Origin of the sequence: Rivibacter subsaxonicus (assembly GCF_004217215.1) — a bacterium.
Taxonomy (GTDB): domain Bacteria; phylum Pseudomonadota; class Gammaproteobacteria; order Burkholderiales; family Burkholderiaceae_C; genus Rivibacter; species Rivibacter subsaxonicus.
Window position 1 is genome coordinate 1,124,206 of record NZ_SHKP01000004.1, and the last position, 20,990, is coordinate 1,145,195.

General features: G+C 69.8%; 23 protein-coding genes. 16 read left to right on the forward strand and 7 right to left on the reverse strand.

Features of this window, described 5'->3' with window-relative positions; all coding sequences use genetic code 11:
- Positions 1-3: 3 nt before the first annotated feature.
- The 5 genes from EV670_RS05255 to EV670_RS05275 are packed head-to-tail and all read left to right on the forward strand — an operon-like array spanning position 4 to position 3,524.
- A complete protein-coding gene (locus EV670_RS05255) occupies positions 4-432 on the forward strand; it encodes a hotdog family protein (RefSeq protein ID WP_242616839.1) in 429 nt (142 codons plus the stop codon).
- A complete protein-coding gene (locus tag EV670_RS05260; protein ID WP_130430726.1) occupies positions 429-1,169 on the forward strand; it encodes a 3-ketoacyl-ACP reductase FabG2 in 741 nt (246 codons plus the stop codon). Before EV670_RS05255 ends, EV670_RS05260 begins: the two co-directional genes overlap by 4 nt.
- Positions 1,166-2,392, forward strand: a complete 1,227-nt coding sequence (locus EV670_RS05265; protein WP_130430727.1) for a beta-ketoacyl-ACP synthase — start codon at positions 1,166-1,168, stop codon at positions 2,390-2,392. The genes EV670_RS05260 and EV670_RS05265 overlap by 4 nt, the downstream gene beginning before the upstream one ends.
- A 38-nt stretch (positions 2,393-2,430) precedes the next feature.
- Positions 2,431-2,871: an excinuclease ATPase subunit gene (locus EV670_RS05270; protein ID WP_207225000.1), complete on the forward strand. Its 441-nt coding sequence runs from the start codon at positions 2,431-2,433 to the stop codon at positions 2,869-2,871.
- 11 nt (positions 2,872-2,882) lie between these two features.
- Positions 2,883-3,524, forward strand: coding sequence for a 4'-phosphopantetheinyl transferase family protein (locus EV670_RS05275; protein WP_130430728.1), 642 nt, complete (start codon positions 2,883-2,885; stop codon positions 3,522-3,524).
- Positions 3,525-3,528: 4 nt separating this feature from the next.
- On the opposite strand, the gene EV670_RS05280 is transcribed toward EV670_RS05275, so the two are convergent.
- Together EV670_RS05280 and EV670_RS05285 are read right to left on the reverse strand one after the other, a co-directional pair.
- A complete protein-coding gene (locus EV670_RS05280; protein ID WP_130430729.1) occupies positions 3,529-3,933 on the reverse strand; it encodes a DUF2306 domain-containing protein in 405 nt (134 codons plus the stop codon).
- Between the two features lie 361 nt (positions 3,934-4,294).
- Positions 4,295-5,851, reverse strand: a complete 1,557-nt coding sequence (locus EV670_RS05285; RefSeq protein ID WP_130430730.1) for a helicase HerA-like domain-containing protein — start codon at positions 5,849-5,851, stop codon at positions 4,295-4,297.
- Positions 5,852-6,020: 169 nt separating this feature from the next.
- On the opposite strand from EV670_RS05285, the gene EV670_RS05290 reads away from it, so the two are divergent.
- The 10 genes from EV670_RS05290 to EV670_RS05335 are packed head-to-tail and all read left to right on the forward strand — an operon-like array spanning position 6,021 to position 14,688.
- Positions 6,021-6,746 carry a YebC/PmpR family DNA-binding transcriptional regulator gene (locus tag EV670_RS05290; protein ID WP_130430731.1) on the forward strand — a complete coding sequence of 242 codons (726 nt, stop codon included), beginning with the start codon at positions 6,021-6,023 and terminating at the stop codon, positions 6,744-6,746.
- 6 nt (positions 6,747-6,752) lie between these two features.
- A complete protein-coding gene (gene purD / locus EV670_RS05295; protein ID WP_130430732.1) occupies positions 6,753-8,048 on the forward strand; it encodes a phosphoribosylamine--glycine ligase in 1,296 nt (431 codons plus the stop codon).
- Positions 8,049-8,074: 26 nt separating this feature from the next.
- Positions 8,075-8,671 (forward strand): 1-acyl-sn-glycerol-3-phosphate acyltransferase, encoded by a 597-nt coding sequence (locus EV670_RS05300; RefSeq protein WP_130430733.1) that lies wholly within the window; start codon positions 8,075-8,077, stop codon positions 8,669-8,671.
- Between the two features lie 10 nt (positions 8,672-8,681).
- Positions 8,682-9,641 carry an oxygen-dependent coproporphyrinogen oxidase gene (hemF, locus tag EV670_RS05305; protein ID WP_130430734.1) on the forward strand — a complete coding sequence of 320 codons (960 nt, stop codon included), beginning with the start codon at positions 8,682-8,684 and terminating at the stop codon, positions 9,639-9,641.
- Positions 9,638-10,297 carry a nicotinate-nucleotide adenylyltransferase gene (gene nadD / locus EV670_RS05310; RefSeq protein ID WP_130430735.1) on the forward strand — a complete coding sequence of 220 codons (660 nt, stop codon included), beginning with the start codon at positions 9,638-9,640 and terminating at the stop codon, positions 10,295-10,297. The genes hemF and nadD overlap by 4 nt, the downstream gene beginning before the upstream one ends.
- 51 nt (positions 10,298-10,348) lie before the next feature.
- Positions 10,349-11,071 carry a ribosome silencing factor gene (rsfS, locus tag EV670_RS05315; protein WP_130430736.1) on the forward strand — a complete coding sequence of 241 codons (723 nt, stop codon included), beginning with the start codon at positions 10,349-10,351 and terminating at the stop codon, positions 11,069-11,071.
- Between the two features lie 24 nt (positions 11,072-11,095).
- Positions 11,096-11,566 (forward strand): 23S rRNA (pseudouridine(1915)-N(3))-methyltransferase RlmH, encoded by a 471-nt coding sequence (gene rlmH, locus EV670_RS05320; protein ID WP_130430737.1) that lies wholly within the window; start codon positions 11,096-11,098, stop codon positions 11,564-11,566.
- Entirely contained in the window at positions 11,538-12,185 is a 648-nt protein-coding gene (locus EV670_RS05325) for a Maf family protein (RefSeq protein WP_130430738.1), read from the forward strand. Before rlmH ends, EV670_RS05325 begins: the two co-directional genes overlap by 29 nt.
- 39 nt (positions 12,186-12,224) lie before the next feature.
- Positions 12,225-13,694 (forward strand): ribonuclease G, encoded by a 1,470-nt coding sequence (gene rng, locus EV670_RS05330; RefSeq protein ID WP_130430739.1) that lies wholly within the window; start codon positions 12,225-12,227, stop codon positions 13,692-13,694.
- A 10-nt stretch (positions 13,695-13,704) separates the two neighbouring features.
- Entirely contained in the window at positions 13,705-14,688 is a 984-nt protein-coding gene (locus EV670_RS05335) for an alpha/beta hydrolase family protein (RefSeq protein WP_130430740.1), read from the forward strand.
- Positions 14,689-14,703: 15 nt separating this feature from the next.
- Here the strand turns inward: EV670_RS05335 and EV670_RS05340 are convergent, their stop codons facing one another.
- Positions 14,704-15,603 carry a glycosyltransferase family 2 protein gene (locus tag EV670_RS05340; RefSeq protein ID WP_165393243.1) on the reverse strand — a complete coding sequence of 300 codons (900 nt, stop codon included), beginning with the start codon at positions 15,601-15,603 and terminating at the stop codon, positions 14,704-14,706.
- Between the two features lie 49 nt (positions 15,604-15,652).
- On the opposite strand from EV670_RS05340, the gene EV670_RS05345 reads away from it, so the two are divergent.
- Positions 15,653-16,831, forward strand: coding sequence for a glycosyltransferase family 9 protein (locus tag EV670_RS05345; protein ID WP_165393244.1), 1,179 nt, complete (start codon positions 15,653-15,655; stop codon positions 16,829-16,831).
- 15 nt (positions 16,832-16,846) lie between these two features.
- Here the strand turns inward: EV670_RS05345 and EV670_RS05350 are convergent, their stop codons facing one another.
- From EV670_RS05350 to msbA, 4 genes are read right to left on the reverse strand one after another with little or no spacing between them, the layout of a single operon-like run.
- On the reverse strand, positions 16,847-17,848 hold the full coding sequence (locus EV670_RS05350; RefSeq protein ID WP_165393245.1) for a glycosyltransferase family 2 protein: 1,002 nt from the start codon (positions 17,846-17,848) through the stop codon (positions 16,847-16,849).
- A complete protein-coding gene (locus EV670_RS05355; protein WP_130430744.1) occupies positions 17,829-18,530 on the reverse strand; it encodes a class I SAM-dependent methyltransferase in 702 nt (233 codons plus the stop codon). The genes EV670_RS05350 and EV670_RS05355 overlap by 20 nt, the downstream gene beginning before the upstream one ends.
- Entirely contained in the window at positions 18,527-19,132 is a 606-nt protein-coding gene (locus EV670_RS05360; protein WP_130430745.1) for a peroxidase-related enzyme, read from the reverse strand. The genes EV670_RS05355 and EV670_RS05360 overlap by 4 nt, the downstream gene beginning before the upstream one ends.
- A gap of 12 nt (positions 19,133-19,144) precedes the next feature.
- The gene (msbA, locus tag EV670_RS05365) at positions 19,145-20,881 is read right to left on the reverse strand and encodes a lipid A export permease/ATP-binding protein MsbA (protein WP_130430746.1); all 1,737 of its coding nucleotides are present in this window, start codon (positions 20,879-20,881) and stop codon (positions 19,145-19,147) included.
- Between the last annotated feature and the right edge of the window lie 109 nt (positions 20,882-20,990).

The following is a 20,990-nucleotide window of genomic DNA, read 5'->3' on the forward strand; positions in this document are numbered from 1 at the left end:
AACATGGACATCGAATCACTGCTGCCGCACCGCGCGCCGATGCTGCTCATCGACCGCCTGATCGAGGCCGACGACGAGAGCATCCGCGTCGAGGTCGACGTCCCGCACCAGGGTCGCTTCGTACGCGACGGCCTGATGCCGAGCTTTGTGGGTATCGAACTGATGGCGCAGGCGGTGGCGGCCTGGGCCGGCGCGCGCGGTCAGCGGGCCGGGCGCCCGCCGCGCGTGGGCTACCTGCTCGGCACCCGCCGCTACGAGGCGCACTGCGCCGGTTTTGCCGCCGGCGCCACGCTGCAGGTGCAGGCACGCTGCGAGCTGATGGCCGACAACGGCCTGGGCATGTTCGATTGCACGCTGTCGCTGGCGGGTCGGACACTGGCGACCGCACGCATCTCGGTGTTCGAGCCGACGGAAGCTGAATCCGAACAATGAAGACGAACAATGAACGCACGGTGCTCGTCACCGGCTCCAGCCGCGGCATCGGCCGCGCGATCGCGCTGCGGTTGGCGCGCGACGGCTTCGACATCGTGGTCCACGGCCGCAGCCTGACGCCGGCCGCGCAGACGGTGGCCGACGAGATCACGGCGCTCGGCCGCAACGCACGCCTGCTGTGCTTCGACGTCGCCGACCGCGCCGCCGCCAAGCTCGCGATCGAGGCCGATATCGAAGCCCATGGTGCGTATCACGGTCTGGTCTGCAACGCCGGCATCGTGCGCGACGGCGCCTTTCCGGCCCTCAGCGGCGAGGATTGGGATGCGGTGATCCACACCAATCTCGACGCCTTCTACAACGTGATCCACCCGGCGGTGATGCCGATGGTGCGGCGGCGCAAGCCGGGCCGGATCGTCACCATCGCCTCGGTCTCGGGCCTGGTCGGCAACCGCGGCCAGACCAACTACAGCGCCGCCAAGGCCGGGCTGATCGGCGCCACCAAGGCACTCGCGGTGGAGTTGGCGAGCCGCGCGATCACGGTCAACTGCGTGGCGCCGGGGCTGATCGACACCGAGATGGTCGACCCGCAGGTGCTCGAGGAAGCGATGAAGGCGATCCCGGCCAGGCGCATGGGCCGGCCCGAGGAGGTGGCGGCTGCGGTGGCCTTCCTGATGGCCGACGACGCGGCCTACGTGACGCGGCAGGTGATCTCGGTCAACGGAGGAATGGTCGGATGAAGCGGGTGGTCATCACCGGCGCGGGCGCGATCAGCCCGCTCGGCAACGACTGGAGCAGCGTGCTGGGTGCGCTGCGAGCGCGCCGCAATGCGGTGCGCGTGATCGACGACTGGGCCGGGATCGAGGGCCTGAACACGCGGCTCGGCGCGCCGGCGGCGCCCTTCGAGCTGCCGCCGCACTACAACCGCAAGAGCATGCGCAGCATGGGCCGGGTGGCACTGCTCGGCACCCGCAGTGCCGAGCTGGCGCTGGCCGATGCCGGCCTGCTCGGCCACGAGCTGGTGAGCAGCGGCCGCATGGGCATTGCCTTCGGCTCCTCGGCCGGCACGCCGAGCGCGATGGGTGACTTCAGCCGCCTGTTCGCCAACAAGTCGATCGAGGGCATCACCGCCAACACCTACATCAAGATGATGTCGCACACGGCGGCGGTGAACATGGGCGTGTTCCTCGGCCTGACCGGACGCATCGTCACGACCTCGAGCGCCTGCACTTCGGGCAGCCAGGGCATCGGCTACGCCTACGAGGCCATCAAGAGCGGGGCCCAGGTGGCGATGCTGGCCGGTGGCGCCGAAGAGCTTGACGCCAGCGAGGCGGCGGTCTTCGACACCCTGTTCGCGACCAGCTGCCGCAACGAGCAACCCGAGCTGACGCCGCGGCCCTTCGACGCCGCGCGCGACGGCCTGGTGCTGGGCGAGGGCGCCTGCACGCTGGTGCTGGAGGAACTGGGGCACGCAAGGGCACGCGGCGCCACGATCCTGGCCGAAGTGGTGGGCTTCGGCACCAACAGTGACGGCCGCCACGTCACGCAGCCCGAGGCGCGCACGATGGCGGTGGCAATGCAGCTGGCGCTGGACGACGCCGGCCTGCCCGAGCAGATCGGCTACGTCAACGCGCACGGCACCGCGACCGCACCGGGCGACGTGGCCGAGAGTGCGGCGACCCACGCGGTCTTTGGCGCACGCATGCCGATCAGTTCGCTCAAGAGCTACATGGGCCACACGCTCGGTGCCTGCGGCGCGCTCGAGGCCTGGATGACGGTGCAGATGATGCGCGAGGGCTGGTTTGCACCGACGCTGAACCTCGATCACGTCGATCCGGCCTGCGCGCCGCTCGACTACCTGGTCGGCGAAGGCCGCGCCATCGAGACCGACCTGGTGATGAGCAACAACTTCGCTTTCGGCGGCATCAACACCTCGCTGGTGTTCAGGCGCTGGCGCGATTGAGTCCACGGCACCGACAACAACCACTGGAGGGAATTCGCATGATGAAGCAACTGATGCTCGTGGCTCTGGGTCTGTGCGCCGTGGTCGGCGTTGCCCAGGCTCGCGACACCCAATACAAGTTCCCGCTGGCCGATGTGCTGGCGATGCCCGAGGCCCAGGGCAAGCTCGACGGGAGCGTCAAGTTCTACCTCGCCGGCCAGGCCACGCCGACCGTGCTTGAGCGCAAGGGCGAGGATGTCTCGAACCAGAAGACCAACGGCATGGGCAAGGCCGACGAGTTCGGCTGCAAGTGGGCCGCGCTGTCGGCGCTGCTCGCGCTGCAGAACAAGGCCAAGCAGGCGGGCGCCAACGCGGTGGTCGACATCGTCAGCTACTACAAGAAGAACACAGTTGCCAGCCCGACTGACTTTGAGTGCCACGCCGGAGCCTGGGTCATCGGCGTTGCGCTCAAGGGCACCTACGCGACGGTCCAGAACTGAGTCTGGCCACCATGCTGCGGCTCGCGCTCGCGTCGATCGACGCGCTGCTGGCGGCCCAAGCCGAGCCGCTCAGTACGGCCGAGCAGGCGCGTGCCGCCGGGCTTGCCTCGCTGCCGCGCCGCCGCCAGTACCTTGCCGCGCGCCAACTGCTGCGCCGGCTGCTACGCGAGGTGGGCGAGACCCGAGAAGGCGACGCGCTGCCGTTGAGCGCCGAGGGCCGACCACTGCTGCTCGATCGGCCGGCGCTGCAACTGTCGATCAGCCACAGCGGCCCGTGGGTCGCCTGTGCGCTGGCCGACCGACCGGTCGGCGTCGACATCGAGCGCGAGCGACCGGGGCGCGACCTGGTCGGGCTCGGTGCGGCGATCGGCGCAGCGGCCGAGCCGCAGGCCTTCTACACCGCGTGGACGCTGAAGGAGGCGGTGCTCAAGCGATCGGGTCAGGAGATCGGGCTCGAGCGACTCGCGCGCTGGCGGCCCGAGCCCGCATCGCCGGCGGCGGCCAGTGCTGCGAGTTGGTGCATCGATGCTGCGGATGGCGAGCAGGCGTTGTTCGTGGCACTCGTGTGCGAAGGCGTGGTCGAAGCCGACATCGAGTGGCCGGCCACACTCGAACCACGCACCACCGGCCACTGGCGGTTGCCACCCGCCTGAGCGTTCAGATCAAGCCCAGCCACTGGCCCCAGACCAGCTGGCCGAGCCAGCGCGCCGGCAGCAGCGCGAACAGCCCGGCACCGACGCAGCCCGCGAAGTAGGTGTAGCGCATGCTGCGGCGATGGCCGCGAACGTCGCCATGGGCCACGCGCCAGATCGCGAGGCCGATGCCGCCAAAGGTCAGCGGCACCAGGAGATGGATCGGCGAGAAGCCGGCGAAGGTGGGCAGGCCGGGGCCGTGGATGAAGAGGGCGCTGATGGCAGCGCCCAGCATCAGCGTGACCCAGCCGTAGCCGGCGGCGCGGTGCAGGCGGGAGCCCTTGCGGGCGACCAGCGCGACCGGGCCGAGCAGCAACGCCGGGATGGCGCAGGCCAGATGGATGGCAACGACGGGAGCGATGGCGGGCATGGCGGTCTCCGATGGGAGGCGGCGATGCCTCCCTGGAGCTCATGCTCGTCGCGCCGGCGCCTGCCGCACAGGCGGCTGCGACGAAGTGACGGAACCGTTCGCAAAGCGCCGACAGGTCGGCGTGAACGGCGGCGTGCGGGGGTGGGGATCGGTGGCATGGACGCCCGCCGGAGCCGGATCGAGCGGCCGGCTGTCGATGTCTCGACGGACCGTCGCCCCTCCGTATTGCCCCGAACGGGTCGCCCACGCAGCAAGTCTTGGCGCTTCGGCGTGGGCGGTCAATCGGGCTTGCCGCGGCCGTGGGCCCCGCACTCGCGGGAGCCGCGCGACGGCTCGTGAACTAGTTCTCGGCTTGGCGCAATTACCGGCGCTTGCCGCCCCCCAGCAAGCCGCCGAGAACCCCGCGCACGATCTCGCGGCCGACCGAGGAGCCGATCGAGCGCGCAGCCGAGGTCGCGGCGGCGTCGAGCACGCCCGGCTTCTTTCCGCCCCGTGGTCCGGTGGTGCCGAACAGGATGTCGCCCAGGCCGCCCAGCAGACCGCCGCCGCTCTCGGCCGGCGCTTGTGCACCGCCGGTCTTGCCGCCGGTCTTGAAGGTGGCCTCGACCTCGTCCTGCATGCTCTGGGCCGCATCGGCGGTGCCGGCGGCGCGGCCCTTGAGCTTCTCGAAGGCGCTTTCGCGGTCGACCAGCTTCTCGTAGACGCCGGCCACCAGCGAACCCTTGATCAGCGCCTGCCGCTCCTCGGGCGTGATCGGGCCGATCTGGCTGCCCGGAGGAATGACGAACACGCGCTCGGTCATGCCGGGGCGGCCCTTCTCGTCGAGCAGGCTGACCAGTGCCTCGCCGACGCCGAGCTCGGTGATCGCGGTCGCGATGTCGAGGCCCTTGTTGGCGCGCATCGTGTCGGCGGCCGCCTTGACTGCCTTCTGGTCGCGCGGCGTGAAGGCGCGCAGCGCGTGCTGCACGCGGTTGCCGAGTTGGCCGAGCACGCTGTCGGGCACGTCGAGCGGGTTCTGGGTCACGAAATAGACGCCGACGCCCTTGGAGCGCACCAGCCGCACGACCAGCTCGATGCGCTCGACCAGCGCCGCCGGCGCGTCCTTGAACAGCAGGTGCGCCTCGTCGAAGAAGAACACCAGCTTGGGCTTCTCGACGTCGCCGACCTCGGGCAGGGTCTCGAACAGCTCGCTCAGCATCCACAGCAGGAAGGTGCCGTAGAGCCGCGGCGAGTTCATCAGCTGGTCGGCGGCGAGGATGTTGATGACGCCCTTGCCGTCGGCGGTCTGCATGAAGTCGGCGATGTCGAGCATCGGCTCGCCGAAGAACTTGTCGCCGCCCTGTTCCTCGATCTGCAGCAGGCCGCGCTGGATCGCGCCGATGCTGGCCGCGCTGACGTTGCCATAGGCGGTGGTGAAATCCTTGGCGTTGTCGCCGACGTGCTGCAGCATCGCGCGCAGGTCCTTCTCGTCGAGCAGCAGCAGGCCGTTGTCGTCGGCGATCTTGAAGACCAGGCTCAGCACGCCCTGCTGGGTCTCGTTAAGGCCGAGCATGCGGCCCAGCAGCAGCGGGCCCATGTCGGAGACGGTGGCGCGCACCGGGTGGCCGCTCTTGCCGAACACGTCCCACAGCGTGGCCGGGCAGGTGATGGGCTCCGGCAGCGGCAGGCCGCGCTCCTGCAGCGTCTTGGCCAGCTTGGGGCTGATGCTGCCGCTCTTGGCGATGCCGGTCAGGTCGCCCTTGACGTCGGCCAGGAACACCGGCACGCCGATCAGGCTGAAACCCTCGGCCAGCTTCTGCAGCGTGATGGTCTTGCCGGTGCCGGTGGCGCCGGTGATCAGGCCGTGGCGGTTGGCCAGCGCCGGCAGCAGCGCGCATTCGATGTCACCGTGCTTGGCAATCAGGATCGGGTCGGCCATGGGCTTCCTCGTCAGGGTGTCTGGGTGGAGAGGGCCGTGGCCCCCGCTAAAATCGAGGCAATCCTAAGCTCTCCCAAGGAAGTGCCGGGCCGCCGAGAGCTTCCTGCCTCCCCTCGAGGGACGGACGCCGCGGGCGGCGGCCTTGGGGCAAACCTCAGAGAAAGAAAACATGGCCGGGCATTCCAAGTGGGCCAATATCCAGCATCGCAAGGGCCGCCAGGACGAGAAGCGCGGCAAGATCTGGACCCGCATCATCCGTGAGATCACGGTCGCAGCCCGCCAGGGTGGCGGCGACGTGGCAATGAATCCCCGGCTGCGGCTGGCGATCGAGAAGGCCAAGGCCGCCAACATGCCGGCCGACCGCATCAAGTACAACGTCGACAAGGCCTCAGGCACCCTCGAGGGGCTGAGCTACGAGGAGATCCGCTACGAGGGCTACGGCATCGGCGGCGCGGCGATCATCGTCGACACCATGACCGACAACCGGGTCCGCACCGTGGCCGAGGTGCGACACGCCTTCAGCAAGTACGGCGGCAACCTGGGCACCGAGGGCTCGGTGGCCTTCCAGTTCAAGCATTGCGGCCAGCTGGTCTTTGCGCCCGGCACCGATGAGAACAAGCTGATGGACGCCGCGCTCGAGGCCGGCGCCGAGGATGTGATCACCGGCGACGATGGCTCGATCGAGGTCTTGACCGCGCCGCTGGAATTCGAGACCGTCAAGAACGCGCTCGAGGCCGCCGGCTTCAAGCCCGAGATCGCCGAGGTCACGATGCGCGCCGAGAACACGATCGAACTCGCTGGTGACGATGCCGCCCGGATGCAGAAGCTGCTCGACGTGATCGAGGATCTCGACGACGTGCAGGATGTGTTCCACAACGCCGAACTGGACGCCTGATCGCTCATGAAAGTCCTCGTCATCGGCAGCGGCGGCCGTGAACACGCACTGGCCTGGAAGCTGGCCCAGTCGCCGAAGGTGCAGGTCGTCTATGTGGCGCCCGGCAACGGTGGTACCGCGCTCGACGGGCGCCTGGAGAACGTGCCGATCACCGACATCGAGCAGCTGGCCGACTTCGCCCAGCGCGAGAAGGTCGTGCTGACGGTGGTCGGCCCCGAGGCGCCGCTGGCGGCCGGGGTGGTCGACCTGTTCCGCGCCCGCGGACTGCGTGTCTTCGGTCCGACCAAGGCGGCGGCGCAGCTCGAGAGCTCCAAGGCCTTTGCAAAGTCATTCATGCAGCGCCACGGCATCCCGACCGCGGCCTACGAGACCTTCTCCGACCCCGCCGCGGCCCACGCCTACGTAGACCGCATGGGCGCGCCGATTGTCATCAAGGCCGACGGCCTGGCTGCCGGCAAGGGCGTGGTGGTGGCGATGTCGCTGACCGAGGCGCACGAGGCGATCGACTTCATCCTCGTCGACAACACGCTCGGCGTGAGCCACAACGCCGGGGCTGACGGAAAGGCCATCGCGCGGGTCGTCATCGAGGAATACCTGCTCGGCGAAGAGGCCAGCTTCATCGTGCTGGCCGACGGCAAGAACGTGCTGGCACTGGCGACCAGCCAGGACCACAAGCGCCTCGGCGACGGCGACCTCGGCCCCAACACCGGCGGCATGGGCGCCTACTCGCCGGCGCCGGTGGTCACGCCGAACGTGCACGCGCGGGTGATGCAGGAGATCATCCACCCGACGCTGGCCGGCATGGCGCGCGACGGCGTGCCGTTCACTGGCTTCCTCTATGCCGGCCTGATGATCGACGGCCAGGGCCATGCCCGCACCATCGAATTCAACTGCCGCATGGGCGACCCCGAGACGCAGCCGATCATGATGCGGCTCAAGAGCGAGTTGTTCGACGTCTTCATGCACGCCACCGACGGCACGCTCGACCAGGTCGAGTTGCAGTGGGATCGGCGCGTGGCGCTCGGCGTGGTGATGGCCGCGCATGGCTACCCGCTGCATCCGCGCAAGGGCGACGCCATCACCGGCCTGCCGGCCGAGCAGGAGGACGCGATCGTCTTTCATGCCGGCACCGCGCAGCAGGACGGGCAGCTGGTGGTCAGTGGTGGTCGGGTGCTCTGCGTCACTGCGCTCGGCGAGTCGACCAAGGTTGCCCAGCACCGCGCCTACGAGGCGCTGGCTTCGATCCGCTTCGACGGCATGCAGTACCGGCGCGACATCGGCCATCGAGCCATCAAACGCTGAACGCAGCGGGACAGCCTCGAGCTCGAATGCGCCGCGACGCTCTCCCGATCCGCTTCGAAGGCAACCGCCTGGCGCGTGCGGTGCTCAGCGTGGCTGGCTGGCACGTCAACTTCCACGGCCTGCCGGCGAGGCAGGGCGTGCTGATCGCCTACCCGCACACCTCGAACTGGGACTTCGTCGTCGGCATGGTCGCCAAGACCGCGGGCGGACTGCCGTTCTCCTTCTGGGGCAAGGACACGCTGTTCAAGGTGCCGGGCTTCGGCCGCTGGCTGCGCTGGATCGGTGGCATCCCGGTCGAGCGCAGCGCGGCGCGCAACCAGGTGGACGCGATGGTGCGACGCTTCGAACAGGCACGCGAGCGCGACGAAGTGCTGTGGCTGGCGCTTTCACCCGAGGGCACGCGCGGCTGGCAGCCGCGCTGGCGCTCGGGCTTCTATCACCTGGCGCTGAAGGCCGGCGTGCCGCTAGGCATCGCGCGGCTCGACTGGGCGCGGCGCGAGGTCGACGTCCAAGCTTTTCTCACGTTGAGCGGCAACCTGCCGCATGATCGGGCTGCCATCGCGCGGGCCCTGGCCGGCGTGCAGGGCAAGCATGCCGCGCATGCCGCACCGATCGAATTTTGAGCCGCACTCGATGAACTCCAGCCACACCACTGCCGTTCGCGACTGGCTGCTCGACCTGCAGCAGCGCATCTGCACGGCACTCGAGGCCGCCGACGGCCAGGCACGTTTCGCGCGCGATGCCTGGACCAAGCCGCCCGGCGAGCGGCTGCAGGGCGAAGGCATCACCCGCATCCTCGAAAACGGCGCGCTGCTCGAGCGCGGCGGTGTCGGCTTCTCGCACGTGCGCGGGCCGCAGCTACCGCCCTCGGCCACCCAGCACCGGCCGGAACTGGCCGGCGCACCCTTCGAGGCGATGGGCGTATCGCTGGTGTTCCACCCGCGCAACCCGCATGTGCCGACGGTGCACATGAACGTGCGCATGCTCGCCGCGCAGACGGCGGGCGGCGGGACCGTCAGCTGGTTCGGCGGTGGCATGGATCTCACGCCCTACTACGGCGTGGAGGAGGACGCGGTGCACTTTCACCGTGTCTGCGCCGACGCGCTCGCACCCTTCGGTGCCGACAAGTACCCGCGCTTCAAGAAGTGGTGCGACGAGTACTTCTTCCTGAAGCACCGCAACGAGCCGCGCGGGATCGGGGGCGTGTTCTTCGACGACTTCTCCGAGTTCGACGGCGAGCGCAGCTTTGCCATGACGCGTGCGGTGGGCGATGCCTTCCTCGCGGCCTACCTGCCGATCGTGCAGCGCCGGCGTGACACGCCCTACGGCGAACGCGAGCGCGAGTTCCAGGCGATCCGCCGCGGCCGCTACGTGGAGTTCAACCTGGTCTGGGACCGCGGCACGCTGTTCGGCCTGCAGTCGGGCGGACGCACCGAGAGCATCCTGATGTCGCTGCCGCCGGTGGTGAACTGGCGCTACGGCTGGCAGCCCGAGCCCGGCTCGGCCGAGGCCCGGCTCTACAGCGACTTCCTGCGGCCGCGCGACTGGCTGGACAAAGAGGGCGCGGCCGCGGCCGTCGCGATCAACCCATGACCAGTCTCCCGGCCAAACCCGTACGCCGCATCGGCGTCTACGGCGGTAGCTTCGACCCGCCCCACATGGGGCATCTGGTGCTGGCGCAGAGCGCACGCGAGGCGCTCAGCCTCGACCGCGTGCTCTGGGTGCCGGTCGGCCATCCCTGGCAGAAGACCGATGCGGCCGGGCACCGCGTGACCGAGGCCGCGCATCGCGAGGCCATGGTGCGCGCGGCCATCGCCCACCAGAGCGGCTTTGCGCTCGACCGCCGCGAGATCGAGCGTGACGGCCCCAGCTACACCATCGACACCGTGCGCGAACTGCAGGCCGAGCATCCGCAGGCGACGATCTTCCTGATCATCGGCCAGGACCAGTACGAGCGCCTGAACACCTGGCGCGAGTGGCGCGAACTGCTCACCCGCGTGACGCTGGCGGTGGCCGATCGCGATGGCCGCTCGGCCGCGACGCCGCGCTCGCTGATGATGGTGTGGCATCGCGTCGAGCCGGTGCCGATGCCGCCGATGGCGGTGTCGAGCACCGAGATCCGCGAGCGCATCGGTGCCGGCGCGAGCGCCGCCTCGCTGGTGCCCGAGATGGTGCCGGCGGTGGTGGCGCGCTATATTGACCAGCACCATCTGTACCGCGCCGCCTCCGGCACGACGGCCGCGGCCTGAAGTCCAAGCCCCGCCCATCCACCCCAAGACACCCAGAAGAGCCCTTACTGCATGGACATCCGCAAGCTGCAACGCGCCATCGTCGATGGTCTCGAGGACGTGAAGGCACAGGACATCGTCGTCCTCAACACCGAGCATCTCTCGCCGCTCTTCGAGCGGGTGATCATCGCCTCCGGTACCAGCAACCGGCAGACCAAGGCGCTCGCGGCGAGCGTGCGCGACGCGGTCAGGTCGGGCGGCATGACGGTGATGCGGACCGAGGGCGAGGTCAATGGCGAGTGGATCATCGTCGACTGCGGCGCCGCGGTGGCGCACATCATGCAGCCCGCCATCCGCCAGTACTACCACCTCGAGGAGATCTGGGGTGGCAAGCCGGTCAAGATGAAGCTCGACGACTCGGCGCACGGCCTGGTCAAGGCCTCGGAGCCGATCGACGAGGAAGCGCTGCCAGCAGCACGCAAGGCGGCCGGCAAGAAGATGCCGGCCAACAAGGGTCCGCACACGCGCCTGGGTGCCAAGAAGGCGCCCGCGCGCAAGGTGGTGCCGGCCAAGAAGGCGGCCGCCGGTACCGCGGTTGCCAAGAAGGTCGCAGCCAAGAAGCGGGCGGCCGACACGGCCAATTCGTTGCAGAGCACCCGCAAGTCCGCCGAGAAGGCCAGCAACCAGGCCGGCAGCAAGCCTGCTGCGAAGCCGGCGGCGGCCAAGAAGCCGGCGGCGAAGAAGGTGGCCACCAAGCGGCCGGCCGCCAAGGCCCCCGCGCGGCGCGCCACCTGACCTGCGGCGCTCCGGCGCGCCCCATTGAAGCTCACGCTCGTCGCCATCGGCCAGCGCCTGCCGGCCTGGGCCGAGACCGCCTGCGACGACTACTGGAAGCGGCTGCCGCCCGAGTGGCGTGCCGAGATCAAGACGCCCAAGGCCGAGCCGCGCACGCTGGGCAAGCCGGTCGAGGCGTTGATGGCGGCCGAGGCCCAGCGCCTCGAAGCGGCCTGCCCCAAGGGCGCGCGCCGGGCGCTGCTGGACGAGCGCGGCACGCGCGTCACCAGCCTGCAACTGGCCGAGCGGCTGCGCGAGTGGCAGCAGGACGGGCGCGACGTGGTGTTGCTGATGGGCGGGCCCGACGGCATCGATGCCGCCTTCAAGCGCACGGCCGACGAGAGCCTGCGGCTGTCGGACCTGACGCTGCCGCACGCACTGGCGCGGGTATTGCTGGCCGAGGCGCTGTACCGGGCCTGGTCGGTCAATGCCGGCCACCCATACCACCGCGAGTGAGATCCACGCCGACATGCTCTACCTCGCTTCCCAGAGCGCACGCCGGCGCCAGTTGCTCGACCAGATCGGCGTCCACCATGAGTTGCTGCTGCCCGGCGCCGACGAGGACGCCGAGGCGCTCGAGGCGGTGCTACCGGGCGAGGCTCCCGAGGCCTACTGCCAGCGTGTGACGCTGGCCAAGCTGGCGGCTGCGCGCGCGCGCCACGTTGCGCGTGGCCTGGCCGACGGCCCGATCCTCGCGGCCGACACCACGGTGGCGCTCGATGAAAGCATCTTCGGCAAGCCGGCCGATGACGAGGACGCCGCCCGCATGCTGCAGCAGCTTGCCGGCCGCACCCACCGCGTGATCACCGCGGTCGCCGTGATCGAGGCGCCTCATCCGGCCTTCCTGCCGCAGCTCGCGCTCCAGGTCAGCAGCGTGCGCATGCGCGTGCTCGAGGTCGACGAGATCGTGCGCTACGTGGCCAGCGGCGAGTCGCAGGGCAAGGCCGGCGCCTATGCGATCCAGAGCCAGGCCGCGGCCTGGATCGAGCACATCGAGGGCAGCCACTCGGGAATCATGGGCTTGCCGCTGTTCGAGACGGCGCAGCTGCTGCGCGGCATCGGCCTGCGTTTCTGAGCCGGGCACTTGGTGGCCGCGCTCCCGTAACATGGCCGCATGCAGCCAACGCCCGGATCGATCGCCTCGCAAGATATCCTGATCAACTGGTCGCCGCAGGAAACCCGGGTCGCGATCGTCGAGGCCGGGGCGGTGCAGGAGCTGCACATCGAGCGCACGCTCGAGCGGGGATGGGTCAGCAACATCTACGCCGGCAAGGTGGCGCGCGTGCTGCCCGGGATGCAGAGCGCCTTCATCGAGATCGGCCTCGAGCGCGCCGCATTCCTCCACGTGGCCGACCTGCAGCGCGAGGACGGCGCCACCCCGGCACCGATCGAGCGCCTGGTGTTCGAGGGCCAGACCCTCGTCGTGCAGGTCATCAAGGATCCTATCGGCAGCAAGGGCGCGCGGCTGTCGAGCCAGATCAGCATCGCCGGTCGGCTGCTGGTCTTCCTGCCGCAGGACAACCGCATCGGCATCAGCCAGAAGATCGGCTCGGCCGAGTTGCGCGACTCCCTGCGCAGCCGCATGCAGGCGCTGGTCGGCGAGGCCAGCGGCGGCTTCATCCTGCGCACGAACGCGGAAGAGGCCTCGGATGCCGAACTCGCCGAGGACATTGCCTACCTGCGCAAGACCTGGGCCGCGATCCGCGAGCGCGCGCTGAAGGCCGGCCCCGGCACGCTGCTGCACGAGGACCTCAACCTCGCGCAACGCGTGCTGCGCGACCTGGTGACCGAGAAGACGCACAGCGTGCGCATCGATTCGCGCATGCAGTTCGAGCAACTGCAGGCCTTCGGCAGCCTGTACACGCCGAGCGCGGTGGCGCGGCTCGAGCATTACGCCGGCGAGCGGCCGCTGTTCGACCTGGTCAACGTCGAGCAGGAGATCGAGCGCGCGCTGGCGCGCCGGGTCGACCTCAAGAGCGGTGGCTACCTGATCATCGACCAGACCGAGGCGTTGACGACGATCGACGTCAACACCGGCGGCTTCGTCGGCGCGCGCAACTTCGACGACACGATCTTCAAGACCAACCTCGAGGCGGCGCTGGCGATCGCGCGCCAGTTGCGGCTGCGCAACCTGGGCGGCATCATCATCATCGACTTCATCGACATGGCGCGCGAGGAGCACCAGCAGGCGGTGCTGGCCGAGTTGCGCAAGCAGCTGCTGCGCGATCGCGTCAAGATCACCGTCAGCGGCTTCACGCAGCTCGGCCTCGTCGAGATGACGCGCAAGCGCACGCGCGAGTCGCTGGCCCACCTGCTGTGCGAGCCATGCCCGATGTGCGATGGCCGCGGCCAGGTCAAGACCGCGCGCAGCGTCTGCTACGACATCCTGCGCGAGATCCTGCGCGAGGCGCGCCAGTTCAACCCGAAGGAGTTCCGCGTCGTCGCCAGCGCCTCGGTGGTCGAGATGCTGCTCGACGAGGAGAGCCAGCACCTGGCCGGGCTCTCGGACTTCATCGGCAAGCCGATCTCGCTGCAGAGCGAGGGCGCGATCAGTCCCGAGCAATACGACATCGTGCTGCTGTGAGGCACCTCGCATGAACTGCCGCCGCCGATCCTTCCTGGTCGCGACCGCGTCGACGACGGCGGGGCTTGGCCTTGGCCTGCTCGGCGGCGCACGGGCGAGCTGGGCGCAGGAGTCGCGCTACGAGATCGTCGACCTCGATTGGCACGACCCGGCGCGCGATCGCGCCGTGCCGCTGCGCCTGTACCTGCCGCGGGCCGCCACGCCCGACTCTCCGGTGCCGCTGGTCGTGTTCTCGCATGGCATCGGCGGTTCGCGCTTCGGCTACAGCTACCTCGGCCGCCACTGGGCCAGCCGGGGGCTGGCCAGCCTGCATGTGCAGCATGTCGGCAGCGACCGCAGCCTGTGGGGCGGCGGCAGCCTGTTTTCCCTGGTCGGCCGCCTGCAGGAGGCGGCCCAGGAAACCGAGGCGGTGGCGCGCGTGCACGACCTGCGCTTTGCCATCGACCGCCTGCTGGCCGGCGAACTGGGGCCGCTCGTCGATGGCCGGCGCATCGTCGCGGCCGGCCACTCCTACGGCGCCAACACCACGCTGCTGGCGGCCGGCGCCCGGGTCGAGCGGGCCGGCGGCGTGATCGACCTGCACGACCCGCGGCTGCGCGCCGCCATCGTGATCTCGGCGCCGCCCTTCTACGGCGAGGGCGAGCCGCAGCGCATCCTGGCGCCGGTCCGGGTGCCGAGCCTGCACATCACCGCGACCGAGGACGTCATCCGAATTCCCGGCTACTACAGCGGTGCCGAAGACCGCGTGGCCATCTTCGAGGCCGTCGGCAGCGCGAACAAGACGCTGGCCGTGTTCGCCGGCGGCTCGCACAGCATGTTCACCGACCGGACCGGCACCGGTGGCACCGAACTCAACGCGCAGGTCAAGCTGGCCACGCGCGACCTGACCTCGGCCTTCATGCGCAGCGTGCTCGACGGCAACGACCACGACCTGCGCGACTGGCCGCTCAGACACGCGGTCATCGTCAACCGCTTCGAGCGCGGGGCGGGCTGATCGCCGCGACGCGACTCAGCGCGGCGGCTGCGGCAGGCAGCGTTCGGCGCGCACGCGCATCGGCGCCACCAGCGAAGCGACCAGCCGGGCCGCGCTGCGCGCCACGCGCTCGGACTTCAGCGTCAGCGCGTTGATCGGCAGCATCAGCAGGCTGCCGATGCCGACTCGAAGCATCGTTCCGGCGCTGCTGAGCGGGCCGAAGTACTTGTACTGCATATAGAACTTCGACAGCGTCATGCAATAGGCGCGGCGGTAGCTCAGCCGCATCGACGGCGCGCTCGACTGGCGCACCCGGTGCAGCGCGTGTGCGTCGTTGATCAGGACCAGCGGATGGCCGGCGCGGCGCGCGCGCTCGCAGAGGTCGTCGTCCTCCAGGTACAGGAAGAACCACGGGTCGAAGAAGCCGACCTGCCGCATCAGCCGCATGTTGAGCAGCATCGCGGCGCCGGTCAGGAACTCGGTGCACAGGTCGCCCTGCGGATCGATCAGTTCCTTGGGCTGCGGCTTGTAGAACGCGGGCCGGTAGCAAAGCCCGAGCACGCCCGGCGCGTCGTAGATCTTGGGTCCCCAGATCGCCGCCTCGGGGTAGCGGCGGCTTGCCTCGATCAAGGCGGCGAAGGCACCGGGCTGCATCTCGCAGTCGGGGTTGAGCAGCAGCGCGTGTTCGGTCTGCACCGCCTCCAGCGCCAGGTTGTTGGCGCGCCCGAAGCCGAGGTTGGCGCCGGCCTCGATCACGCGGGCGCGCGGGCAGCGCTGCCGCGCCAGCTCGGCGCTACCGTCGCTGCTGCCGTTGTCGACCACGATGATGTGCTCGAGCGCCTCGATCGAGTCCAGCGCCGCCGCCAGCACGCGCGTGCTGTTGTAGCTGACGAGGACCGCGGTGATGGACGAGCAGGACGGATCGATGTTCGCCATCGGGGCAGGGCGTCGACGAGAGAATGCCCAGCTTACACTGCGCGCCGCCTTGTCGATCACCGCCCCAACTGCCTCGCAACCGTTCCGGCTGGCGCGTCCGCCGCGACGCGTGCTGCTGATCTGCCTGCGCCGGCTCGGCGACGTGCTGCTGACCACGCCGTTGATCCGCAGCCTGCGCCGCGCCTGGCCCGAGGCCCGGATCGAGGTGCTGGTCCAGGCCGGCGCGGCCGCGGTGCTCGAGGGCAATCCGGACATCGACCGGGTGATCGTCGAGCCCGACGACGATCACCGGCTCGCGAGACTCGGTCTTGCGATGCGGCTGGCGCGGCGCTACGACCTCGCGATCAGCACGCTCTACAACGATAGGCCGCACCTGTACTCGCTGCTCGCCGGCCGGCGCCGCGTCAACATCGTGCCGCCGGCCAACGAGCCCGGCGCGGCGCGCAAGCGGTGGCTCTCGCACGGCTGGTGCGAGCTCGGCCTCGGCCGGCTGCACGCGGTCGACCAGTATCTTGAGCTGGCCGACCTGATGGGCGTCGAGCGCGTGCCGGAGGTGGTGCCGCCGAGTACGACCGACCAGAGCGGCCTCGAGTCCTTGCTCGGCACCCGCTGGCGCGAGCAGCCCCTTGCCGTGCTGCACCCCTCGCCGATGTACCGCTACAAGGCCTGGACCGATGCCGGCTGGCGTGCCGCCATCCAGCACCTGGTGCAAAGCCATGGCCTGCGCGTGGTGCTCAGCGGCGGGCCTGGCCCGGCCGAGCGCCAGCGGATCGAGACGATCCTGCAGGGGCTGCCGCCGGCGGTCGCCGCGCAGGTGACGAGCGCCGCCGGCCGCCTGAGCTTTGCCGAACTGGCCGAACTGCTGCGCAGTGCGCGGCTCTATCTCGGTCCCGACACCTCGGTGACCCATCTGGCGGCGGCCTGCGGCACGCCGACGGTCGCGCTGTTCGGGCCCTCGCATCCGATCGCCTGGGGTCCCTGGCCGCGGCATGCCGGCATCGCGCCCGGCCACAGTCCCTGGCAGATGAAGTCACCGCTGCAGCAGCTTGGCAACGTGTGGCTGGTGCAGGGCGAAGGCGACTGCGTGCCCTGCCTGCAGGAGGGCTGCGAGCGACGGCTCGACAGCTACGCGCGTTGCCTGGACGAACTCGATGCCGTGCGCGTCGCGCAGGTACTTGATCGGGCGCTGGAACCCGCGCCGGGCGCCACGGCGCACGAGCCCCGCTGAGCGCCGACCGCCGCCTCAGCGCCGGCGGTGATGGAAGACGGCCAGGCCGTTCTTGACCTTGTGCGTCGCGTTCGGAAACTGCGCATGCAGCAGCTTGCGAAAGCGCCACCACCACGGCAGGGTGCCGGCCGCCTCGCGGTAGACCTGCCAGCGCTCGCGGGTCGATCCGGCGAGCGCCAGCCGTGGGATGTAGGTGGCGCGCAGCAGCGGCAGCTTGAGCACCGCCTGCACCTGCGGCTCGCAGCCGGCGACCCTGGCGTCGCGCAGCAACTGCTCCATCTCGGCGATCTCGCGCGCGCGCTGGCGACTGGTCCAGCGCGTCATGTCGCTCGCGCTGTCGAAGACCGGCCGACGCGAGGTGCCGCCGCGCCGGTAGTGCACCAGCGGTGCGTCGACCGTGATCGCGCCACCCGAGACGATCGAGCGAAAGACCATGATCTGGTCCTCGTAGGCGACCTCGGGCGCCATCGGCCCGAAGCGCTCCATCATGCGCCGCGTGAAGGCATGCCCGGCGCCGACGATGTAGGGCCGGCCCGCGGCCCAGTCCTCGACGCCGCGGTACGGCGCCAGGTCGTCGACGCGGATCTGCTCGTGCAGCCGGCCTTCATCGTCGAGATCGATCAGATGGCTGGCGATCAGGTCGGCGCGGCAGCCGTTCGCGTCCCAGGCCTGGAGCAGGCGGGCGACGCGGTCGGGTGTCGAGATGTCGTCGCCGGCCGCCGTCACCAGCAGCGGGGCGCGCGTCTCGCGCAGCAACTGGTTGTAGTGCTCACCGATGCCGAGATTGACCTCGTTGCGCCGCGCGCGCACCCGATGCGGTCCGACGTAGCGCTCGGCGGCGGCCTGCAGCAGCGCGAAGCTGCCGTCGCCGGAGGCGTCGTCCGACAGCACGATCTCGAGCGGCTCGCACTGCTGCCCGAGCACCGAGGCGACCGCGGACTCGACCGTGGCCTGCTGGTTGTAGGCCAGCAGGATCACGCAGGCGCGGTGGGCGCCGTCAGCGGGCAGCATCGACATCGCTAGACGAAGCTCCGACATCGGCATCGGCCGCCGCGGCCTTGACCGCCTGCAGTTCCCACAGCAGGTAGGGACCGTGGCTCGGCGGCGGCACCGCCCGTCCTCGAAGCCGTCTGACGGCGTCTCGCACGGATCTGGCCAGGGGTGGCTTGGCGGCTGGCGGTGGTGGCGTCGGCGGCCGCGCCGTGTAGGCCTCCTGCACATGCACCCATTCGAGACGGCGCAGCTCGAACTGGCCCTCGAAGCCGTAGATGCTGGCCAGCGGCTTGGCGCCGCAAAAATACTCGTGGGTGCGCTCGGTGATGATGTTGACGTGGGTGGGGTCCTGGAACGCCTCGGCATGCGGATAGGCCGGGGTCACCGCATAGAGCAGGCCACCGGGCGCCAGCACGCGCCAGATCTCGCCCATCAGGCGCACGAAGGGGAAGATCGTGCCGCGCCCGTCCGCCGCCAGCATCAGGCGCGGCACATGCTCGATGAAGTCGAAGGCCGAGACCGAAGCGAAGCGATCGGACTCGAAGGGAATGGGCTCGATCGCCAGGTTGGCATGCCGGTACTCGAAGCCCTCGGTCGACTGCATCGGGCGGATGTCGACGCCACAGAGCCGGACGCGCTCGTAGGGATTGCGCGGCCGCTTGCCGCAGCCGAGGTCCAGGTGCAGGTCGGGCAGGGCGTTGTTCATCGGTTGCCGCGGTCGGCGACCCGGGGCGCGCGGCCCATCAGGTAGAACTCGTCGTTCGGTCGCAGCGAGATCAGGTTGGCCATGCGGTTGGACAGGCCGAACAGCGCGGTGATCGCCCCGATGTCCCAGATGTCCTCGTCGCTGAAGCCATGGCCTCGCAGCGCCTCGAAGTCGGACTCGCCGACGTTCTGCGCGTCGCTGCAGACCTTAAGCGCGAAGTCGATCATCGCCTGCTGGCGCGGGCTGAGGTCGGCCTTGGCCGGGTTGGTCGCGAGCTGGTCGGCGATCAGCGGGTTCTTCTCGACGATGCGCAGGATCGCGCCATGCGCCACCACGCAGTAGAGGCAGCGGTTCACGCCACTGGTGGCGACGATGATCATCTCCTTCTCGCCTTTGGTGAGTCCATGAGGTCCGGCGTCGCGCAGCAGCAGCGCATCGTGGTAGGCGAAGAAGGCACGGAACTCGTCGGGCCGGTGCGCGAAGCCCAGGAAGACGTTGGGCACGAAGCCGGCCTTCTCCTGCACCGCGAGGATCTTCTCGCGGATGTCGGCCGGCAGGTTCTTGAGTTCGGGCACCGGATAACGGCTGATCGGGGGCTTCATCGGCGGTGCTCCTCAGGTCTTGAACTGCAGCGCGTGCAGGCGCGAGAACAGGCCGCCCCTGGCCAGCAGTTCGGCATGGGTGCCATGCTCGACGACGCGACCCTGGTCGAGCACCACCACGCTGTCGGCCGCCTCGACGGTGGACAGCCGGTGCGCGATCACGATGGAGGTGCGGCCGACCATCAGCTTCTCGAGTGCGGCTTGGACCAGGCGCTCGCTCTCGCTGTCGAGCGCCGAGGTGGCCTCGTCGAGCAGCAGGATCGGCGCGTTCTTGTAGATCGCGCGCGCGATCGCCAGTCGCTGGCGCTGGCCGCCCGAGAGTTCGCTGCCGTTGTGGCCGATCAGGCTGTCGATGCCGCGCGGCAGCGACTCGGCAAAGGCCAGCAGGTTGGCGCCGGCCAGGGCCTCCAGCACGCGTCCGCGGTCGAGCGTGTCGCCGAAGGCGACGTTGGCGGCCACGCTGTCGTTGAACAGGATCACCTCCTGGCTCACCAGCGCGAACTGCTCGCGCAGCGCGCGCAGGTCCCAGTCGGACAGGGCCACGCCATCGAGCGTGATGCTGCCGCTGGTGGGTTCGAGGAAGCGCGGCAGCAGGTTGACCAGGGTCGACTTGCCGGCGCCCGAGGGACCGACCAGGGCCACCGTCTGGCCGGCTCGGATCTCGAGGTTCAGGTTCTGCAGTGCCGGCGACTGGTCACTCTTGTAGACCAGGCTCACGTCGCGCAGTGCGATGTCGCCGCGCGCGCGACCGGGGGCATGCGTGCCACCGCTCTCGACCGGCGCGTGGTGGGCGAGGCTGAGTCCTCGCTGCACGGCGGCGAAGCCGCGCGTGATCGGCCCGGCCACCTCCGACAGGTGCTTGAGCGGGTTGATCAGCGCCACCATCGCGGTCACGTAGGCGACGAAGGCGCCGACGGTGCCGCCCTGGGCGCGGCTTTGCCACAGCGCCGCGACGATCACCGCCGACATCGCGCAAGCCGACAGCACCTGCGTGATCGGCGTCACCGCCGACGCCGCGACCGTGGCCTTCAGCGACAGGCTGCGCAGCAGCTGGCTGGCCCGGTTGAAGCGCTGGGTCTGCCCGGCCGCCGCGTTGTGCAGTCGCACCAGGCGCCAGGCGAGCACGTTTTCCTCGACCACGTAGGCCAGTTGGTCGGTCGCCTTCTGGCCGGCCACCGTGACGCTGTGCATGCGCTTGCCGAAGATCCGCATCACCCACGCGACCACCGGGAACAGCACCGCGATGAACAGGGTCAGCTGCCAGTTGGTCCAGAGCAGGAAGCCGAGCAGCGCGATCACCGTGAGGCTGTCCTTGAGCAGGGTCTGCACCGCCCCGACCAGCAGCGTCGCCCCCATCTGCAATTCGTAGACGACGGTGTTGATCAGGCTGCTCGAGGTCTGCTCGACCATCAGGCTCGGCCGCGCCGCCAGCAGCCGCTCGAAGATCGCGCTGCGCATGCGCACGGTGCCGGCCTGGCCGGCCCAGGCCAGCGCGTAGTTGACGGCGAACCCGGCCACGCCGCGCACCGCGAACAGGCCGATGATCGTCACCGGAACCAGCCACAGCGCGAAGCCGTCGGCCTTGAATCCGCCATCGAGCAGCGGCTTCATCAGCCAGGCAATCGCGCTCTCGGTCGCGGCGCCGATGGCGGCGCCGATGGTCGCGGCCACGAAGGCCCAGCCGGTGCCGCCGAAGTAGGGCAGCACCTCGCGCAGCCGCTCGAGGTTGCCTGGATTCTTGTTGGACATGCGTGGGTGGCAGAGCCCGTCGACGGGCAGTCGCTCGGATTATGCGGGGCTGCCTGTGGTGGGCTGCCTACAATGGCGGCCTGTCCCTACACCGGCCGGCCGCTGTGCC

Bases quoted from the DNA above. Each gene is read 5' to 3' on its own strand.
- EV670_RS05360 (WP_130430745.1), bottom strand. From the start codon at position 19,132: ATGAAGCCCCCGATCAGCCGTTATCCGGTGCCCGAACTCAAGAACCTG.
- EV670_RS05260 (WP_130430726.1), top strand. From the start codon at position 429: ATGAAGACGAACAATGAACGCACGGTGCTCGTCACCGGCTCCAGCCGC.
- EV670_RS05290 (WP_130430731.1), top strand. From the start codon at position 6,021: ATGGCCGGGCATTCCAAGTGGGCCAATATCCAGCATCGCAAGGGCCGC.
- nadD (WP_130430735.1), top strand. From the start codon at position 9,638: ATGACCAGTCTCCCGGCCAAACCCGTACGCCGCATCGGCGTCTACGGC.
- hemF (WP_130430734.1), top strand. From the start codon at position 8,682: ATGAACTCCAGCCACACCACTGCCGTTCGCGACTGGCTGCTCGACCTG.
- EV670_RS05265 (WP_130430727.1), top strand. From the start codon at position 1,166: ATGAAGCGGGTGGTCATCACCGGCGCGGGCGCGATCAGCCCGCTCGGC.
- EV670_RS05340 (WP_165393243.1), bottom strand. From the start codon at position 15,603: ATGGCGAACATCGATCCGTCCTGCTCGTCCATCACCGCGGTCCTCGTC.
- rng (WP_130430739.1), top strand. From the start codon at position 12,225: ATGCAGCCAACGCCCGGATCGATCGCCTCGCAAGATATCCTGATCAAC.
- EV670_RS05275 (WP_130430728.1), top strand. From the start codon at position 2,883: ATGCTGCGGCTCGCGCTCGCGTCGATCGACGCGCTGCTGGCGGCCCAA.
- EV670_RS05300 (WP_130430733.1), top strand. From the start codon at position 8,075: ATGCGCCGCGACGCTCTCCCGATCCGCTTCGAAGGCAACCGCCTGGCG.
- rsfS (WP_130430736.1), top strand. From the start codon at position 10,349: ATGGACATCCGCAAGCTGCAACGCGCCATCGTCGATGGTCTCGAGGAC.
- EV670_RS05280 (WP_130430729.1), bottom strand. From the start codon at position 3,933: ATGCCCGCCATCGCTCCCGTCGTTGCCATCCATCTGGCCTGCGCCATC.
- EV670_RS05325 (WP_130430738.1), top strand. From the start codon at position 11,538: ATGCCGGCCACCCATACCACCGCGAGTGAGATCCACGCCGACATGCTC.
- EV670_RS05285 (WP_130430730.1), bottom strand. From the start codon at position 5,851: ATGGCCGACCCGATCCTGATTGCCAAGCACGGTGACATCGAATGCGCG.
- EV670_RS05270 (WP_207225000.1), top strand. From the start codon at position 2,431: ATGATGAAGCAACTGATGCTCGTGGCTCTGGGTCTGTGCGCCGTGGTC.
- EV670_RS05355 (WP_130430744.1), bottom strand. From the start codon at position 18,530: ATGAACAACGCCCTGCCCGACCTGCACCTGGACCTCGGCTGCGGCAAG.
- EV670_RS05255 (WP_242616839.1), top strand. From the start codon at position 4: ATGGACATCGAATCACTGCTGCCGCACCGCGCGCCGATGCTGCTCATC.
- EV670_RS05350 (WP_165393245.1), bottom strand. From the start codon at position 17,848: ATGTCGATGCTGCCCGCTGACGGCGCCCACCGCGCCTGCGTGATCCTG.
- purD (WP_130430732.1), top strand. From the start codon at position 6,753: ATGAAAGTCCTCGTCATCGGCAGCGGCGGCCGTGAACACGCACTGGCC.
- EV670_RS05335 (WP_130430740.1), top strand. From the start codon at position 13,705: ATGAACTGCCGCCGCCGATCCTTCCTGGTCGCGACCGCGTCGACGACG.
- msbA (WP_130430746.1), bottom strand. From the start codon at position 20,881: ATGTCCAACAAGAATCCAGGCAACCTCGAGCGGCTGCGCGAGGTGCTG.